This is a genomic window from Bradyrhizobium ottawaense (genome assembly GCF_900099825.1).
In the GTDB taxonomy this organism is placed as follows: Bacteria; Pseudomonadota; Alphaproteobacteria; order Rhizobiales; family Xanthobacteraceae; genus Bradyrhizobium; species Bradyrhizobium ottawaense_A.
Genome location: NZ_LT629693.1, coordinates 6,270,023 through 6,288,207 on the forward strand (window position 1 = coordinate 6,270,023; position 18,185 = coordinate 6,288,207).

Here is an 18,185-nt window from a genome sequence, read left to right on the forward strand (position 1 = left end):
GTGCGGAGCATTTTCGCCGGTTTTTTTGTTTAGCTGCCTTTCATAGCCATCGCGGGATTCCGCGTTAATCCCTCTCAGTCTTTATTCGGTTGTAAATCGCGTATTGGTGGATATTTGATGATTGTTCAAGATTCGAAGCGGCGCGTTGCGTTGATTACCGGTGTCACCGGGCAGGACGGCGCCTATCTGTCTGAATACTTGCTCGGTCTCGGCTATACCGTTCATGGCATCAAACGGCGGGCATCGTCATTCAATACCTCGCGCATCGATCATCTGTACAAGGATCCCCATGCCGGCGACGTGCCGTTTCTGTTGCATTACGGCGACATGACTGATTCTACTAACCTTATACGTTTAATGCAGCAGATCAGGCCCACGGAGATCTATAATCTCGCGGCTCAGAGCCACGTTGGCGTAAGTTTCGAGAGCCCGGAATATACTGCAAATGCCGATGCTATAGGTGTCTTACGTCTCCTGGAAGCTATCCGGATTCTCGGCATGGAAAAGGAGACGCGCTTCTATCAGGCATCGACCTCAGAGCTCTATGGTCTAGTTCAGGAAGTGCCGCAGAAGGAATCCACGCCATTCTATCCGCGTTCGCCCTATGGTGTGGCGAAGCTATATGGTTACTGGATTACGGTGAACTACCGCGAGGCCTACGGCATGTTCGCCTCCAACGGCATTCTATTTAATCACGAAAGCCCGATCCGTGGCGAAACTTTTGTGACGCGAAAAATCACGCGAAGTGTTGCCCGCATCGAGACTGGTCTCGAGGAAATAATTTATCTCGGAAATCTCGAGGCAAAGCGCGACTGGGGGCATGCGCGAGATTATGTGGAAGGCATGCACCGGATCTTGCAAGCGGATAAACCCGACGATTTCGTGCTTGCGACCGGGGAGACCCGCTCGGTGCGCGAATTTGTCGAACTTGCCTTTGCTGAAGTTGCCCGGTCCATAGAATGGCGCGGCAAAGGAGTTGATGAAATTGGTGTCGACCAAAAGTCCGGCAAGACTTTGGTTCGCGTCGATCCTTTGTATTTCCGGCCAACCGAAGTCGACCTTCTGATTGGAGACGCCAGTAAGGCGCGTGAGAGATTAGGTTGGACGCCGAAGACCTCGTTTGCGGAGCTTGTCAAGGAGATGGTTTCGGGCGACCTTGAAATCGCAAGACGGGAGGTGGCCAATGGCCAGCACCGCGTTTGAGTTAAAACGCAAGAAGGTCTTTGTTGCAGGGCATCGCGGTATGGTCGGGGCGGCACTTATGCGTCGGCTCGAGAAGGAAGATGTCGAGTTGTTGACGATCAATCGCGCCGACGTGGATCTGCGCAATCAGGCTGCCGTGAACATGTGGTTCGCTGACAAGCGCCCTCACGTCGTGTTCCTGGCTGCCGCCAAGGTCGGTGGCATTGTTGCTAACAATACGCTACGGGCGGAATTCCTTTATGATAATTTGTTGATTGCGGCGAACGTGATTCACGCTTCGCACGTCAATGAAACTGAGAAATTGATGTTTCTTGGCTCTTCATGCATTTATCCCAAAATGGCGCCGCAGCCGTTAACCGAGGATTCTATGCTGACGGGGCCATTAGAAATAACCAACGAGCCCTATGCTATTGCCAAGATTGCTGGAATCAAGTTGGTGGAAGCCTATCGCAGCCAATACGGATCGGACTTCATCAGTGTGATGCCGACCAATCTATATGGGAGTGGCGACAACTATCATCCGGAATACAGTCACGTGGTGGCAGCCTTGATCCGACGCTTTCATGAAGCGAAGGTGATGGGGGCTCAGAATATCGTGGTCTGGGGGACCGGATTGCCGCGGCGGGAGTTTCTCTATGTTGATGATCTCGCCGACGCCTGTGTTCATCTAATGAAGGTCTATTCCAGCTCCGAATTGGTAAATATTGGGACGGGCGAAGACATTACTATCGCCGAATTTGCCCGCTTAGTTGCAGCGATCGTTGGGTACGATGGGAAGATCAGCTTCGACGCCGCACGACCGGACGGTACGCCACGCAAATTGCTCGATATCCGCAAGCTCGAAAAGCTTGGGTGGCGGGCGACGACGCCACTGAAGAATGGTTTAAAGCTCGCTTATCAAGCGTATTTAAGCGAATCGAAGTCGGCGTTCGGGTGACCTTCTAGAATGCGTTCGCTTCCGTGCTGTGTGAGAGGTTAATTCGCTATTAAAAGTTCAAGCATTTTGCGATCGAGTCAATGTCCGCGAAAATATTCACGAGGAATGTCGCGTCAATCGCTGTCTAGTATGCCAAACGAACCACGTAAGTTCCACATCGACCATCCCCAACCGGCTTCGTTCCAGAGGGCAGGCAGATCGTCCATCCAGCAAGAGCAGATCGTCCATCCAGCAAGACAGGTGTCGTGAGGAGTCTTATTATAACAACCCCATTCTCCAACGTGGATAGGTACACTCATTTTTATGAGAGGTTCCTACTTCGAGATTAATTCCTCACGATGCTTTTCGCAATTCCATTCAGTGCCCCGACTGTCGGTCATCGGCCAAGACGGGTGGGCGCCTTCTTTGGAAGATATCCACGAGTGCTCTGTACAATACCTTCGGCGACCAAGCTCAAAACCGGCATTTGGCCGATATCCGCGCCGTCAGCTAAAATGAGATGATGCGGACTCACTGCCCGTATAGCAGCAATGAGTACGCGAGCGATCTCAACGTACCACGATTGATCAGCCATAAATGGCGGCTCTCTTAGCAGATCAAAGCTCAACCAGCTGCTCCGGACATCCCTGTATCGCTTTGCAAGATAAAGGGCTCAAACCCCGTCAATTTACGCAATAGCCACGGAGACGGTGGAGGCAGAGATTTATATGTATTCCATACTGTTGACCAAGCGCGATCGCTCGATCGAGCGGCTCTAGGGCCGTTTCTTCGATTGTCATCTGAGCTGGTCCCGGTTGTCTGAACAGATTCTCCGCTTCGATAAGTGGAGCGTCTGCCGGGGTTAGGCTGCCAAGCGGTCTGGCGGTTGGTTGAAGTAGGCTTGATCCGGAGTGGCGTCGTCAAGGCTTTAGTGCGGTCGACGGCCATTGTAGAAGTCGAGATACCGGCCGATCGAGGCGCGGGCCTCGCTGACGTTGTCGTAGGCTCGCAGGTACACTTCCTCGTATTTGAGGCTTTCGGACATTCTTGATACCGTTTTCGCAGAAGCGTATTTTCACTTGGAGACCATAGGCTGAGGAGCAATGACGCTAACATTTGCCATACCCGACATACATGGCCGCCTCGATCTCCTTGATGCAGCTATTGAAAGAATAACCGAGCGTTCAGCGGGCAACCGAGCGACGATCATTACATTAGGTGACTATGTCGACCGCGGACCGAATAGTTGTCAGGTACTCGAACGACTGATGGGATGGAAATCAGAAAGCGCCACACTTGTGAGCTTGAAGGGCAATCATGAGGCAATGATGTGGGAAACCTGCAACCATTTAGCAGAGCTTGGTCGGTGGGTCGAGAACGGCGGCGACCGGACCTTAGCGTCCTATGGAGCTTGTACGCAGACGAATCCCGATTTGCGGTTAGTGCCACAAGAGCATTTAGAATGGATAGCCAACCTCGCTCTGATGCACGTCGATCGGCACAGAGTGTTCGTCCATGCCGGAGTGGATCCAAGAATTCCGTTGGATCGGCAAAGCGAGCAAACACTGCTATGGAAGCGATACGCGGTGGGATTTGATCGCGGCCACGGCAATAGGCACGTCGTCCATGGACATCATGCGGATCCAAAAGCGCCGATTGCTACGGGAGGCAAGACCAATCTTGATGGATTGGCGTGGAAAACAGGCCGCCTCGTAATCGGGGTGTTTGACGATGATCGTCCCGGCGGTGCTGTGGAGTACCTGGCGGTCAACTCGGATCCCGGCTGGTCTGGTAGCCTTTCGGATTTGCAGCGGGACGATCCGATCTGACAGCACACAAGGCAGATCTAACAGTGAACCTTCCGGCTCAATGCCGCTTCCTTAGACTGGCACTTTAATTCGAGCGCAGCAGTTCGAGCATTGCGCGATCAAGGCGATGACCGCGGAAGGTCTCATATGTGACGTCGGATCGGCCGCTATCGAGAATTCCGAAAGTGCCGCGGAGATTCCACATCGACCATCCCCAGCCCGCTTCTTTCCACAATCCGAGAAGATCTCTCATCCAGGCCAAACAGACATCATGAGGGGTTTTATTGAAACACCCCCATTCCCCAACATGGATCGGCACGCCCAGTCTTTCGAGCGGCTGCCATTTTTCAATTAGCTCAACTCGCAGCCGTTGCCTGTCCCAAGTCGACCCCCGTGTGTCGATCAATGGCCACGTCGGTTGGCCTAACGACTCAAACTCGTTCGGCGGTACCCATGTTGCCGTATAGTGACTGATAGCCTTTGGCAGGTATCCCCGAGTGCTCTGAACGATACTCCGGTTCGCCAATCCAACGACGGGAGTTTGACCAAGATCGGCTCCGTCCGCGAAGATCAGTCTGTGCGGATCGACCGCTCTGATCGCATCAATGAGCCTGTCAGCGATAGTCACGTATCTCGACTGATCGGTCATGAAGGGAGGTTCATTTAGTAGATCAAAGCTTAACACGTCGCTGGAAACGTCCTTGTAGCGTTTGGCGAGATACTTCCAGTGGTATGCTGCCGCAGAAAGTGCACGTTCCATTGAGTCAGGAGGGCTGTCGAAGAGACGGTCTGGCTCAACGGCACCATTATTGACGCAATATCCGGGAATGCGATGCAGGCACAGATTAATGTGAACACCGTACCGGCGACCTAGAATGATGGCGCGGTCGAGGGGCTGCAAGGCCGCTTCGCTAATCGTCATCCAGTGCTCTTTGGTAGACCAAGCCCAGTACGAGCAGGGCAGTCGCGCAAAATTAAATCCCCACTCCGCCATCCAGGCAAAGTCCGCTTCCTCATACCGCTGGCGCCGCTCGCCGCCGGCCAATTCCGTTAGGTTAAATCCTCGCCAACGTGGAATTTTTGGCTGCGACTGACCATCCGATGCCTGCGCAGGCTTAATTAGCGGATAGGCCACGGTGGAAACAATCGCGCCCACTGATCTTTGCAAGAAGCCGCGTCGATTTTGTTCCATTTTAGAGGCCTACCTGGATGTCTACGATGTCGATACCTATCTTGGTTTATGACCCGAAGCGCATAGCCTTGGTTGAAAGCATCGGCACATCCCGAAATGAAGGCGGTAGCCATCCCGAAATTAGCTGCGTAGAGGTGGTGCTATCAATTTAGCTATTTCGAAACAGCTCAATCAGTTTTCCCGCTTCCTGGTCAACGTGGTGCCGTTCCAGTACGCGCGAATGCGCTGCTTCTCCCATTAGTGCGATAGATTCTGGCGAGCTGTCGAGGCAGCTCTGTATCGCAGAAGCCAGTGTTTCGACGTCGCCGGCGGGTACCAACCAGCCGTGTTGACCCGGTTCGATCAACTCGGGAATGCCTGCGACATAGGTGCTGATGACGGGCCGTTTCAATGCCATCGCTTCCATAATGACAACGGGCAAGCCTTCAGCGAAGCTCGGCAGCACCAGGGCGCGAGCAGCGAGAAGCTCGTCGCGGACCTGATCACTGCTGATCCAGCCCGTGATGCGCACCATGTCCTTGAGGTTGTAACTCGAAATGACGGCTTCGAGCTCTTCCCGCATTTCGCCGTCACCGGCCAGCACCAGTTCGAAATTTGTGCCGCGCTCCCTGAGCTGAAGGGCAGCGTCGATCAACAACAGCTGTCCCTTTTGTTCACAGAGCCTGCCAACACATACCAAGCGTATTGGAGAGCCTGGTTGTTCCGACGCTGTTTGGTAAAACGCAGGTTCAATCCCGCAATGCACCACCTTCACTTTTTGCCAATCTTGATGGGCGGTGTTGCGAAACAGTTGGCTGCGCCCGAATGAACTGACCCCGGCCACGAACGCGGCGCGTCGGATCTTTTCAGGCAATGCGACAAATTCGGGCTTGTCGAACTCTTCGGGACCGTGCGCAGTAAAACTCCATTTTGGGCCGCCGAGTTCATGGGCGAGCATGGCGACTTCCGCCGAGTTGGTTCCAAAATGTGCGTGCAAATGTTCGATCTTTTCGGCTTGCAGCCACAGTGCAACCTGGCAAGCCTCAAGCAAATAGATCATGTGAAGCGCCAGGGACCGGTCAGACCTACGACTGACGCGCCAGGTCAGTTTGAGAGCTTCGAGAAATTGCAGAGGGCGCGTGAGTACGACATGCATGAACGCAAACAACAGCGGAACTGGACCTCCTTGCAGAACATAGCGAGTTCGCGTCCGCTCTAATTCGTCTTCCTTGCCCTGTATGGCCTCGTTCCATCCGCGGACCGATATTCGCAGTACCTCATGCCCCTGGCGCTCGAGGGCTAAAATCTCACGGCGAATGAAGCTGTGGCTGACCGCAGGATAGCGGTTGATCAGATATCCAATGCGCATTTCAACCACTCGAAAGGTTAATTCCTGACACCACCCACCCGATTGCGGCAAGCGAGGAGCCAGGAACATAATTCTGGATTAAACTGCACGCACATTAACCGCCTTGTCAACGAGTTGCCCTGTTTCCTTGCATCCATCGTTCCGTCGATTAGAGTAAACGGTGCTCCCAACCCCACTCATAAAATTTGCGGTCGCAATTGTTTGGTCTGGCTCGCGATAAACTGACGACAATCCTGTTTCACAGGTTCTTCTTTGCAGAGGAGCCCGACGTCCGCTCGCTCGATCGGTTAAAGCGACAATGCGAATGGCTGCGCCGTCACTTTACTGCCTTGAGCCTGGATGCGGCGACCGATGCTCTGCAAACCGGGCGGTTGCCAAATAGGCCTCTGCTGATCACCATTGACGACGCCAAAGTCGAACTTCTGCGGGTCGCCGATATTTTTGCAGAGTTTGAACTTCCGATTGCGATTTTCGCCTGTGTAGGATGGTGCGCCAAAGAAAGTCCAGATCAAGACAGTCTCCTGGCTCGGTTGGTCAACGAATTGGAGTGGTACCGAGGGCCCGTCAGGACCATCAAAACCCGGAAAGGTAGCATCACGGTCGGGGCAGGGGCGCTTGAAACAGCAAAGGCCGTTGATCTTATCTTGGCCGATAGGGATGGATCAGAATTAGAAGCCGTCCTGGCCGGGATTGCGGATAGTTTTTCCCATCCCCGCATTAGTTGCTCGTGGTCTGAATTGGCTGGGCTGAAGGCTTCGGGTGTCGCTATCGGCGGACATTCGGTCAGTCACGTCAATCTGGCGGCGGCAAGCCAATTGCGGTTGGAATTTGAAATCTCCGAAACCAGGCGATTACTCGAAAGCAAAGTTGGTCGTTCTGACTCTTTTGCGTATCCGTACGGAATGAGCAATACATTCAGCGCGTCGACCACGTCTCAATTATCAAAACAGGGATTTCGCTATGCGTTTTTGACGCATTCAGATTTTGCAAGCCATCGGACCAATCCCCTGCAGATCCCAAGAATAGCGATGCCTGACCGCCCCATGTCAAAGGCAGAATTTCAGATCAGGGTTGCTGGTGCAGGGGTGATCTATCGAAAGCTCAAGCAATCGAAGTTTTCATTGGGTAGGCAGTGATTTCGTAGCTTGATGCTATCACTGAAAAAAGCACAGCACGGCTGTTCGGCCGCTTCGAATTGATTGGTTGTGATACATGCTGACCTTTGCCTCCGTCTTCCTGGTCGCGCTAGTGGGCCTACTCAGCGTTCCCATTACGCTCTTTTTCATCGAGGTGCTTGCGTCGCTCTATTCCGTGACTGAACCATCGTCAGACATATCGGGTCTCGACAAGCTAAAACGGGCGACAGTTATTGTACCAGCACATAACGAGAGCGTTGGGATTATTCCCACGATCGAGGATATAAAGTCGCAATTGGGACCGCGCGATCGCTTGATTGTCGTTGCCGATAATTGCTCTGACGATACGGGGGCAATTGCCGCAGCAGCAGGAGCGCAAGTTATCACGCGAAACGATCAGACCAAAATCGGAAAGGGATATGCCCTAGGATTTGGAATAAATCACGCCAGCCTCGATCCTCCTGACTTTGTCGTTTTCATCGACGCAGACTGCAGAATTCAAGCCGACATGATTAGAAGGCTGAAGAATGCCTGCGGCAAACTTCGGCGACCCGTGCAAGCTTGCTTTCTGATGAAGTCGCCAGAAAACTCGCCTATTGATCATAGCTTGGCTGAATTCGCTTGGATCATAAAAAACTGGGCTCGCCCGCTCGGGATGAGGTATCTCAATTGGCCCGTCCAACTGATGGGCACGGGCATGATCTTTCCTTGGGACGTCATACGTTCCGCGCCATTGGCAAGCGGCGATCTGGTAGAGGATATGAAACTCGGCCTCCATTTGGCTGCGATTGGCAAAGCGGCGCATTTTTTTCCCTTTGTGATCGGCTCAAGTGATTTTCCGACGTCGAACAAGGGTGTCGAGAGCCAGCGTCAGCGATGGGTTCAAGGTCACCTCGGTATGATCTTCAGAGGCGTGCCTAGACTTCTGTTTCAGGCAGTTGCTCGCCGTAATCTGGAATTGCTAGTACTCACGCTGGATCTAGCGATCCCGCCCTTATCACTACTTGGGCTCTTGGTTATTGGAACGTTTTTGCTCGCTTCGGTTCTATGCTGCTTCGGCGCTTCCCCGGCGCTCATTCTAGTTGCAGCAGCTAATCTTGCGGCATTCGCGCTCGCCATTCTGTTCGCGTGGCTTAAGTTCGGCAGGACCATCCTGCCTGCTCGCGCATTATGGTCGATCGGTTCGTTGCTTCTGAAGAGGATCTGGCTTTACAGCCAGATCTTGATGGGGCGAACCGCTACAACTTGGGTGAGAACAGATCGCAGCAAATCGGACTGAGCCAAGCCGCTGTCGCAAAGGTTAAGAGAGTGCTATCAACAACCTGCGCTCGCTTGCTTGCAAGCCACCTCAAGATGGCGACAACTGAATTGCTCGAGCAATGAAGATCAGACGAGTTCAGGAATCCATGTTCAGTGCTCCAGATCCCCTGATCTTTAGGAGTCTGGCCTATATTTTAGCTGCTGCAGTTGTGGGCAGCGAAAAAATCTTAGGCGGCACCGCTTTAGCGCTTTTTGCAACGATAATATCTGTGATGGTCGGCGGCTACCTTTTCCCGGCGAATAGACCGCGCAACAATCTGCGCAAGGCGATCTACGGACGTCTAAGCCGGATTAGTAGCATACGTTGGCGCAGGCGGCTCGTGTGGGCAATTTTGATGATAGCGGGAGTTGCTTTCCTTAATGGCTATGTGGGAGGAGATTCGCTGGGGCTGGAATACAGTTTCTTCCTGATCGCAATCTTCATTGCGTCGCTTCTGTTCGGAATGCCAATCGCGATTGCCGCCTGGTTGCTCAGTTTTTTGTTGGTTTACTATTTTGTTGTGCCGCCCAAGAGCAGTTTTGAAATTGGGTCCATCAAAGAATTCGCGGATTTGATCGGCTATTTCTATCTCGGGTTGGCAATGCTGGCGATTGCAGTCCTTTTTCGTGCGTCGTCTTCACCCGAAAAGACGCCTTAGTTGGGCAGCTAGACCTCTTAAAGTCGCATCGACGAAGAGCAAGATCGCATTGGCCCTGGCTAGTCGAAGTAGCTGCACGGATGAAGAGGCCGTCGATGCCGGGCCTGGGCTTATGGGGCCGGCCAATCTACAGAATGAATCCTCGCAGCAAGAACCAGGTAGGCGGCCAGTCTTGCCGAGGTGGCAGCTACAAGAGCTGCGGGGGCATCCTGGCTTCTTCTGTCGGGCCCAGTCCCACCAAACACCGGACGGGTTGTTGGCCCGATGATGCGAGTTCGCTGTCAAATGAAGAGTATTTAATTGGATCACGCGGCTCGCTAAATTAACCGCCTGGATCATGGTTAATAACTCGCAACAAAGTTATTGCGGGCCTGAAATCCGACTGCTAATATAAAAGCGATATTTCCGGCGCATATCGCTGTTGTTGTTGGAGGGATTTGTCATGCGAAATAAATTGATTGGTTCCGCAGTCGCTTTTTTTTCGATGTGCGCCATGGCTCATGCGAGCACAATGACGATCGATTACTATTCGGTCCCGAATAACGGTCTGAACGGTGATTTCGGCATTTGCTGTTCTTCCCCTCCGGCGACCTTGCCAAACATCGCAGTCGGAGATGCCCTCGGTCCTAACGGATTGCCTGTATCGGTCGGAGGTCCAAACCCCGTTCAAACCGTTAATCCGGTGACCCACGAAATTATGTGGTGGACCAATTTCACCGGATCCGCCACGGCCACGCTTCCCTATTTTGACCCCACCGTATACGCCCCGAACGGGGGTGGTTCAGATAATAGCCTTCTATTTCAAACCGCGATTTTGTCGGGAACCGTTCACGGCACGGGTGGCCCCGCCTCTTTGACGGTCACTGGCGACGACGATGTGCTGGTTTATCTTGACGGCAAGTACGTGGGCGGAATTCCGGGCGTTCATGGCTCGGAAACAACGACCGTGTCCCTCGGCTCCTTCTCGGGAGATGAGGCCCTTAAGGTCTTCTTTGCCGACCGCGCCCGCGTTGACGCTGTGCTCGGTTTGAGCATCGACGGTGCAACGGTCACCGGCGTTCCCGAGCCGTCAACCTGGGCCATGATGATCCTTGGTTTCTTTGGCGTCGGCTTCATGGCGTATCGCCGCAAGAACCAGCACGCGGTCCGCCTCGCCTGAGTGGGTATCTGCATGTCTTTGGAAAGCCGCCTGCGGGCGGCTTTTCTTTTGTGTGGTGCTTGCTTGTACACACCTGGCGAAGGCCTCGGTGGCGCGGTTTTATTGCTTGTGCTCAGGCGACGTGGCGTTGGGGCTCGGCCCACAACTGACCGTGTTGATATTAAATGCCGGAAATTATCTTTAATTCGTGTAAGAGCTGTTGCAGACCAGAAATCCGATCGATAACGTAAATTCTCGATATTTGTTTTACGACGGTGGAATTTAGAAGGAATTGAAATGCGAAGGATTCTGGTTTCGGGCTTCAGTGCCTTGGTACTTGCTCTCAGCGCGTCCGCCGCATCGGCAGCCACGGTAACGTGGACGACGTGGGACAGCATCTCATCCGGTACCGCGGGTCCGATTACCGTGGCGTTCAACGGTCCGGCAAATGACATCATCCACGGGTATCCGAGCTATGGCCCCGCGGGGACCTTTGCCGACGGGGTGATTGTTTCGAATGGGCCTTCGTCGAGCAATAACATTCTGCAACTTGTAGGTGGCAATAGCACCACCCAGACCCTTACGTTTTCGCAGGCGGTTGTTAATCCGGTTTTCGCGATTTGGAGCTTGGGCCAGGCCAGAGGGCCAGCGGCGTTCGTATTCGATCAAACACCGACATTCGTTGCCGGCGGGCCGTCCAACGAATACGGTGGCCAGGCTATTTCGGTCGTTGGCAATGCGGTCGTCGGCGTGGAAGGCAATGGCACGGTTGAATTTCTCGGAACCTTCTCCCAACTGACGTGGACCAATCCGCTGTACGAAAACTGGTATGGATTCGATGTTGGCTTCCAATCTGTCGCAGCCGTTCCGGAGCCGTCCACGTGGGCGATTCTGATGCTGGGCTTTGCTGGCCTGGGCGTTATGGCTTATCGGCGCAAGAACACGATGGCTTTGGCAGCCGCCTGAATAAGTTCGTAGCATGCAATTGAAAAGCCGCCGAAAGGCGGCTTTTCTTTTGGTCGGTTGTCAGATGAAATCGGTCGGATAACCTTTGCGCCTTCCGGACGCGCGTAGCGGATGGCCAGCGTTTGATTCGTGCAAGGCAATCGGGAGCAGGCAAAGCGGCTTCCGGTCTTGATGCGGTGCTCGCGACCAGCGCCTTTGCGCTGAAGCCTAAACCCGCGTCGACAATGACACTCCAAGCTTCGCTGCCATGACCGCAGTTGCACCGGGTGTTCTTTTCAGCGCCTTCGCGATTTTGCCGACGCCTACCTTTGTCTTCGCCATTGTCTTCATCTGGCGTACATCGGCTTTGGTCCACTCGCGACGGACAATCTTCTTCTTGGTCTTGGCCATCTTTACTCCGTTTTTTGGGAGTGGCCTTGTATCATGAGCAAGCGCGATAACAATGACCCGGCGTTTGATCACTCGTCGCGAATGTAACGGGGTCACATTCCGCCGTTCGCAGCGTTTCTTGACAATATGAAGGACGCCGTCGTGATTTGCGCAGATGAAGAGGAAGAATTTGCCTTTTGTTCTTACGGCTTGCCAACATGACATCGGTCAAATGGTTGTTCTAGAGTAGCTCATGGTTTGTTCGATGGAGGGCTCGAAAATGAAACTCGCTGCTGCAGCCGCCGTCTTAATGTGCCTTTCAACGTGTGGCGCGTCATTCGCCGACAACGATGCCAGCCGGTTCAAAATTGAAAAGGGCAAGATTATCGTCGCACAAAGCTACTGCAGGATGTGTGATGACAGCGCGACATCCTGCCGCCTGGCTTGTAACGGCTCCGGAACTTGTCTCCAGGCTTGCGATGATAAACTGAGGGATTGTCGCGAGCAGAATTGCGGCGCGCGGTATCGCCGATAAGCCAAACTAGTTTTGCCCTGCAAGTTCTAACGGAGCGGGGCAGCATAGTCGGAGGCCGGCAGGACGCTGCGCTTGTCCTAAATCAAGGCGTCGTGCCTTGCCTTCAGTACCATTTAGTTTTGCAGATCCCCAATGTCGAATAGCACGCGCTGTTCGATAAGGACGTTAGTCGAGTTTTCAGTCACGTGACCGTTATCGAACCTTGTTACGAGATTGCACGACGTACTCCACGTGTGGTCGAACTTCCGTGGCACACCGCTTGCTTGACCAATTTGATGGCGCAGTAGGGGGGTCCTATGAAAACCAAGTACCGTTCGAACGTTACCAGTCGGCAGAAATCAAAGGGCCAGAAGAAGGTCGTGAAGTCTTATTCGCTTCCCAGCATTGCCGAACGGTACCTGGAGTTGCGTCGCCTTCGGGAACGCATTTCAGAAGCCGAGTCGAGGCTTTACGCGCGATGAGCGACCTTCGGCCGACCTTAGCCCGGTCCGCCTACCTCGTGGCTCTGGCCGCCTCCATGGTGGGGTGGGTTTGGATGATTTTGGCAGGGGTGGGATGGGTGTTAGGTGTCTAAAAAACGGACACAAACGCTACCAAAATAGCCATTATGAAGATGAAAAGTTGCCTCGGAAGGGCAGCTTTTGTTTTTGACCGCTTCTCGTGGCTGCTCACAACTGTGGAAGCGCCTCCCCAACGATTGCGAATCGAGCGCGGCCCACGCAAGATCATCCCGCGGACCCGAGACCGCAGGATTGTTGACTTCTGGACGGGCGGCAAACGCCTTTCCTTGGCTCGCTGCTAAGGGATGGGGCCAAGAACATGTCGGATCGAATTACCAGCGAGTTGTTATTTGCATTGAATAACTCAATCGAAATCAAGGAAAACGATTGGAATTCAATCGAGGACGTCTTGCGTCGCCGTGTCGTTCCAACCGCTTCCCGCCCTTCTTCGGATGTTGTCGTTCCTGAAAACCGGTTTGCGGCGACGGTTAGCTCCGGCATGGCAAAGCTTCGATCGGCTCGATAACATCGGATCGTCGCTTCGCCGCCAATGGTTCCTGTTCAATGTTCGAGCCAACGGAAGTACCTTTACCGGCAAGGTCAAACAGCCTTGACACAACCGCTTCCCGGTTTTTTAATCAGAACTTCTGATCGCCATTTAAAAGCAACGTCTTTGCCAGCGGAAACTTGATTTCAGTCAGGCTTGGGTCATGCACGTGCGGAATTCGCGAAGTGAGGAGTTGGAGCACCTGAAGCTTCAACTCGAGAGCGTCAACCGTATGCTTGACGAAATTGAAGGACGCTCCCTTCGCCGCCGGGCAGCGGTCACAGAGCGGCTTCCCAAACAAAGCTGCGAAAACCCAGAAACGAGATTTGCTGCTTGTGTGGCTTCTGGCATGTCCAAGATCCTGTCGCCCGATAAGGGGAAATAATGCAAAGCGTGGCAGGGTGCGGTTCGCCTTTAAGGTAGAGCGATTATGCTTGTCAGGCGTACAATGATTTCAATCCCTGGCGGAAAGCGTTTACAGCAATCGCAGATGCGGCAATTCGCAGGGTTTTCGAAGAAAGTTCGCTAAAACAAAAACTTCAGCCTTCTTCGAATGTCGAAAACGAGCGAACTTGCGCAAGGCCTCGCTCCGTTATTGATTGGCTCGCCATGCTGCCGTAGACTTATGACGTCGATTCCGAAAGCCGGCGTCTGGGGAGTTCGTCGTGAAAAAAACCTCTTTTATCGTGATGGCGATCGCATTTATCGCCTCAAGCGCTTCTGCGATGCCCATGGGTGGGCTTCACAAAGCGTCGGTGATCCCGTTCCAGGCCGTTGAGGTTAAGATCATCTGCGAACAAGACGGGTTGTGCATTAAGCGCGGTCGCAAGCCGGTTGCGCGCTGGGTGTACGGGGAGGGCGCATTTTATGGACCCTACAATGGGCCCCGTTATTATGGTAATCCGCGCTATCGCTATAGCTGGCTGCCACAGTGGTGGTGACGGCTGATTAGTTTTTGCGATATTCAAGCGACGCCGGTTCGTTTTCGTAGGTATTTTTTCGCAGGTCGGAGATAAGTCCCGGGCCAGAAGCTTCTGGGTCAGGTTCAATTATCCGATCCGGCTATTAACTTAAGTATGAAGAATTTAATCAGAAAGTGTTTGACTCGCAGTTAACGACCTGTTAATGTTTGATTAACTTGTATGTGTTGTGGAGGTTTTATGCGATCCGTATTTCCAGTAGCGGCCTTGTTTGCGGCCTTGATAGTTTCACCGGTTAGCGCTGCAGTTATTACGCCTACCGCTCTTGGCATTCATGTTGGCGAGGGCAGCCCGGGCTTTACTCAGGGGGTCGGTGACGTTTCGACCTTCACTTTTAATGGCGTCACTTACACGAATCTCGGACCTGCCGATGGCGTCCAGATCAAGACGCAACCCAACGATGGTAATGGTGCTGTTCCGTTCAACACCAACCCGGCCGGCGAATACATGTCTGTCTTGGCAATAGGCACGTTGCAAATGACATTCGCTGCGACCAATACGTTTGGATTTTATTGGGGGTCGATTGATCCCAGCAATCAAATCCAGTTCTATTCGGGATCCACGCTTCTCGATACCCTTACCGGTTCAAACGTAGCCTTGCTGGCCTCTCTTGCTGCGACCGGAAATCAGGGCGACTACAATGCCAACAGGTATGTTCAGTTTGCCGATGCGACCGGTACTTTCGACAAGGTTGTGCTGACGTCGGGTCAGAATTCGTTTGAATTCACGAATGTTAACGGCGTACCCGAAGCCTCCACTTGGGCCATGATGATCTTGGGCTTCCTTGGTTTGGGCTTCTTCGGTTATCGGAAGTCATCCAAATCCTCTGGATCTGCGTTCCGGATGGTTTGATCGTTTCAACAATCTAATCGTCAAAGGCCGCCGCTGGGCGGCCTTTCTTGTTGTGATCCTAAGAGCGGAGTAACCAGCTAGCGCCCATCACCGGTTGCAAACCGCAAAAATCGTTGATTTCGGCCTACATTACGATTTCGTACTTTTTCAGCTTGCATTGCAACAAAGCTGTGGCATCTTATAATTGGACAACTTGAATATTTAATTGTCTGGGAGATATATTAAAATGCGTTTTTGGGTGTCTTTAATCGCCGCACTCTCTTTCGGAGCCTCGGCACACGCCTCCAACCTCATCGTCAATGGTGACTTTTCAACGCCCAATCAATCCGGTGGCTGGAGCATCTACTCGCCCGGAACGTCGGGCTGGACCAACGCAAATGGTGACGGTGTCGAGATCGGCACCAGTCCGATCTACGGATTGTCCTGTATCAGTGCAGGCTGCCAAAACCTTGAAGTGAACGCCAACACGTTTGATAGGGATTATCAAACGATCACAGGTCTGACGGCGGGTGCAACTTACACCTTGTCCTGGCTCTACGGCGGGCGAACTTCCGGTGGGCCCGATGCTCTTGAAGTTTATTGGGGTAACACCTTGCTGACGACAAATTCCGGCTCGGTCGGTGTTTGGACGCCCAATTCTTTTTCAGTGGTGGCAGACGGGACCTCTGAAACGCTGACGTTCCTAGCAATCGTGACGAATGGGCTTCCTTCGTACGGCAATGAAGTTACCAATGTCAGCCTGACAGCCGCCGTGCCAGAGGCCTCCACCTGGGCGATGATGTTGCTCGGTTTCCTCGGACTGGGCTTCTTAGGTTTCCGCAGATCGCCAAAGGCGGCCGCTTTCCGTCTGGCTTGATATTGGGCAAATGCGAAAAGCCGCCTTTTAGGGCGGCTTTTTTTGCGCCAAGACCGGAGAGGTAATTTCAAGAATACCTGTGCTGGCAACGAGCGCGCGGATCGGCCGCAGTCGCTTGACTTGATTGGACGAGTCTGTGAAAGCCCGGCGAGTAACTTTAAACCTAACAGTTTGATGGATTCGGAGGTCCTCCTTGAAGTTTAAATTGGCCGCGCTCGGCCTGCTGCTTGTCGCTGGTTCTGCTGTCGCCCCGGCTCATGCGGCCATCGTCGGTGTCAGCGAAATCGTTATCAGCAACGCCTTTGACACTTGGCTTCAGGTAGGTGAGGTGGAGGCATTCAATCAGTCCACAGTGAATGTTATCCAGGCCTTTGGCGCAACTGCGAGCGCAAACGTTGTTGGAACGTGGGACCCAAATTCAACGCCAGACAAGGCGATCGACGGCATCGAGAGCACTACTTTTCCAAACATCTATCATCCTGATCCGTCGCATGAGCAGGGTGTGCAACTGATCATTGATCTCAATCTCCCGGCAACCATCGGGAAGTTGACGATCTTCGGTCGCACCGATTGCTGCACTTATCGCGATCTGTACAACGTGTCTTTCTACGACAGCTTCCACAACCTTTTGCAGACGGCCCAGGTTGACGCGACCAACAGCCCGTCTGGCTCGGTAGATTTTGCGAATGCCGTCCCCGAGGCCTCAACCTGGGCGATGATGATCCTGGGTTTCCTCGGCCTCGGCTTCCTGGGTTATAGGAAATTGCCAAAGTCCTCGGCGTCTGCTTTTCGGCTGGCCTGATATTTCGACGAATAAGACGCGCAAAGGCCGCCGAAAGGCGGCCTTTTTTGTTTACGTTCAACTCGCTCGATTAACGGCTGCTCAACCGGCGTGCACGGATTAACGATTTAATTATTAGCTTAGGCGGATTCCCAAGGAGACTTGACACTTAGTAAGGGGATTGCGACTGTTTAATTATTATCGGCATGGCGCGTTTTAGATTCGCGCGGTCTCTTGGAGTTCAAAAATGAAATTGGTTTCGGCCGTCGCAGCTATTGCGCTAGCTGCTAGTGTTGCGTCGGCGAACGCGGCAATCCTGGATTTGCATCTCACCGCCGACAATCAGTTTTCGGTCTATCTGTCGACGAGTGACTCAACGCTTGGCGCGCCCATCGGCGGCGGTGCTGATTGGCAAACCACGTATTCTTACACGGCAAATCTGGTCGCTGGTACGAACTACTACATTCACGTCGTCGGGACGAACTGGACGTCGGCGAACGGCTTTCCGTATGGTCCTCCCGGCGATCCCAGCAACCCGGATGCCTTTATCGGTAGCTTTAACATTTCTGGCGGCGGGTTTCAGTTCTCCAATGGAACGTCTTCGCTCGTGACCAATACGACGGATTGGAAGGCGTCTGCAGTATCTGATCCGGCCGTCTGGTCCGCTCCAACCGGCACGCCTCAGGCCTTCGCGTTCAATGGCGGCGGAATCTGGGGATCGGTTCATGGTTCGACGGCGGGAGTCGGCCCAACGGCACAATGGATTTGGTCGCAGCCGGATAACGGCCTTTATGCTGAGTTCTCCGCTCAGATCACGGCTGTGCCGGAAGCTTCAACCTGGGCCATGATGATTTTGGGATTTTTGGGTTTAGGTTTTCTCGCCTACCGGAAAGCCCCAGTCGTTCGCGCGGCTTAGTCGCCCGACCATTTATCTGTTCCGAAGGGCCGCCCATTTTGTGGGCGGCCCTTCGTAGTTTTTGACCTCCGGCCGTGCATTTCGCATCACATCAACAGCTGTTTTTTCACTTTAGGCAAAATTTGACGCAGATCTCACGCTGTGGCATTAAATATTGCGGTTGATTAATTTTTTTGAATGGAAG

Annotated in this window: 15 protein-coding genes and 3 pseudogenes; 14 read left to right on the forward strand and 4 right to left on the reverse strand. The window is 53.3% G+C overall.

The window, feature by feature from the left end; genetic code table 11:
• The first annotated feature begins 117 nt into the window (after positions 1 to 117).
• Together gmd and fcl are read left to right on the forward strand one after the other, a co-directional pair.
• Positions 118 to 1,203: a GDP-mannose 4,6-dehydratase gene (gene gmd, locus BLR13_RS29315; protein WP_074816626.1), complete on the forward strand. Its 1,086-nt coding sequence runs from the start codon at positions 118 to 120 to the stop codon at positions 1,201 to 1,203.
• Positions 1,184 to 2,140, forward strand: coding sequence for a GDP-L-fucose synthase (gene fcl / locus BLR13_RS29320; RefSeq protein WP_074816624.1), 957 nt, complete (start codon positions 1,184 to 1,186; stop codon positions 2,138 to 2,140). The genes gmd and fcl overlap by 20 nt, the downstream gene beginning before the upstream one ends.
• Before the next feature lie 841 nt (positions 2,141 to 2,981).
• Here fcl and BLR13_RS29325 read toward each other — a convergent pair.
• Positions 2,982 to 3,173, reverse strand: a pseudogene (locus BLR13_RS29325) (integrase core domain-containing protein); the annotation flags it as partial.
• A gap of 49 nt (positions 3,174 to 3,222) precedes the next feature.
• On the opposite strand from BLR13_RS29325, the gene BLR13_RS29330 reads away from it, so the two are divergent.
• Complete coding sequence (locus tag BLR13_RS29330) at positions 3,223 to 3,948, forward strand: metallophosphoesterase (RefSeq protein ID WP_074816621.1); 726 nt, start codon at positions 3,223 to 3,225, stop codon at positions 3,946 to 3,948.
• 64 nt (positions 3,949 to 4,012) lie between these two features.
• Here the strand turns inward: BLR13_RS29330 and BLR13_RS29335 are convergent, their stop codons facing one another.
• Entirely contained in the window at positions 4,013 to 5,119 is a 1,107-nt protein-coding gene (locus BLR13_RS29335; RefSeq protein ID WP_083387546.1) for a glycoside hydrolase family 5 protein, read from the reverse strand.
• Between the two features lie 148 nt (positions 5,120 to 5,267).
• Positions 5,268 to 6,467: a glycosyltransferase gene (locus BLR13_RS29340; RefSeq protein ID WP_074816619.1), complete on the reverse strand. Its 1,200-nt coding sequence runs from the start codon at positions 6,465 to 6,467 to the stop codon at positions 5,268 to 5,270.
• Between the two features lie 197 nt (positions 6,468 to 6,664).
• On the opposite strand from BLR13_RS29340, the gene BLR13_RS29345 reads away from it, so the two are divergent.
• The 5 genes and pseudogenes from BLR13_RS29345 to BLR13_RS29365 all read left to right on the forward strand — a co-directional run bounded on the left by BLR13_RS29345 (position 6,665) and on the right by BLR13_RS29365 (position 11,665).
• On the forward strand, positions 6,665 to 7,603 hold the full coding sequence (locus BLR13_RS29345) for a polysaccharide deacetylase family protein (protein WP_074816616.1): 939 nt from the start codon (positions 6,665 to 6,667) through the stop codon (positions 7,601 to 7,603).
• 76 nt (positions 7,604 to 7,679) lie between these two features.
• Positions 7,680 to 8,882: a glycosyltransferase family 2 protein gene (locus tag BLR13_RS29350; protein WP_074816613.1), complete on the forward strand. Its 1,203-nt coding sequence runs from the start codon at positions 7,680 to 7,682 to the stop codon at positions 8,880 to 8,882.
• Positions 8,883 to 9,009: 127 nt separating this feature from the next.
• Complete coding sequence (locus BLR13_RS29355) at positions 9,010 to 9,561, forward strand: DUF4118 domain-containing protein (protein ID WP_157793737.1); 552 nt, start codon at positions 9,010 to 9,012, stop codon at positions 9,559 to 9,561.
• 1,054 nt (positions 9,562 to 10,615) lie between these two features.
• Positions 10,616 to 10,720 (forward strand): annotated as a pseudogene (locus BLR13_RS42730) (PEPxxWA-CTERM sorting domain-containing protein); the annotation flags it as partial.
• A gap of 276 nt (positions 10,721 to 10,996) precedes the next feature.
• Entirely contained in the window at positions 10,997 to 11,665 is a 669-nt protein-coding gene (locus BLR13_RS29365; protein WP_074816607.1) for a PEP-CTERM sorting domain-containing protein, read from the forward strand.
• A 207-nt stretch (positions 11,666 to 11,872) separates the two neighbouring features.
• Here the strand turns inward: BLR13_RS29365 and BLR13_RS29370 are convergent, their stop codons facing one another.
• Positions 11,873 to 12,055: a hypothetical protein gene (locus tag BLR13_RS29370; RefSeq protein ID WP_074816604.1), complete on the reverse strand. Its 183-nt coding sequence runs from the start codon at positions 12,053 to 12,055 to the stop codon at positions 11,873 to 11,875.
• Positions 12,056 to 13,388: 1,333 nt separating this feature from the next.
• Between BLR13_RS29370 and BLR13_RS40625 the strand changes: the two genes are divergently transcribed.
• The 6 genes and pseudogenes from BLR13_RS40625 to BLR13_RS29400 all read left to right on the forward strand — a co-directional run bounded on the left by BLR13_RS40625 (position 13,389) and on the right by BLR13_RS29400 (position 18,001).
• A complete protein-coding gene (locus BLR13_RS40625; protein ID WP_143039611.1) occupies positions 13,389 to 13,595 on the forward strand; it encodes a hypothetical protein in 207 nt (68 codons plus the stop codon).
• Positions 13,596 to 14,281: 686 nt separating this feature from the next.
• A complete protein-coding gene (locus BLR13_RS29380) occupies positions 14,282 to 14,557 on the forward strand; it encodes a hypothetical protein (RefSeq protein ID WP_143039610.1) in 276 nt (91 codons plus the stop codon).
• A gap of 219 nt (positions 14,558 to 14,776) precedes the next feature.
• Entirely contained in the window at positions 14,777 to 15,448 is a 672-nt protein-coding gene (locus BLR13_RS29385) for an Npun_F0296 family exosortase-dependent surface protein (protein WP_143039609.1), read from the forward strand.
• 226 nt (positions 15,449 to 15,674) lie between these two features.
• Positions 15,675 to 16,304 carry a PEP-CTERM sorting domain-containing protein gene (locus tag BLR13_RS29390; protein WP_074816593.1) on the forward strand — a complete coding sequence of 210 codons (630 nt, stop codon included), beginning with the start codon at positions 15,675 to 15,677 and terminating at the stop codon, positions 16,302 to 16,304.
• A 688-nt stretch (positions 16,305 to 16,992) separates the two neighbouring features.
• A pseudogene (locus BLR13_RS42735) lies at positions 16,993 to 17,106 on the forward strand (PEP-CTERM sorting domain-containing protein); the annotation flags it as partial.
• A 226-nt stretch (positions 17,107 to 17,332) separates the two neighbouring features.
• Complete coding sequence (locus BLR13_RS29400; RefSeq protein ID WP_074816586.1) at positions 17,333 to 18,001, forward strand: hypothetical protein; 669 nt, start codon at positions 17,333 to 17,335, stop codon at positions 17,999 to 18,001.
• Positions 18,002 to 18,185 lie beyond the last annotated feature (184 nt).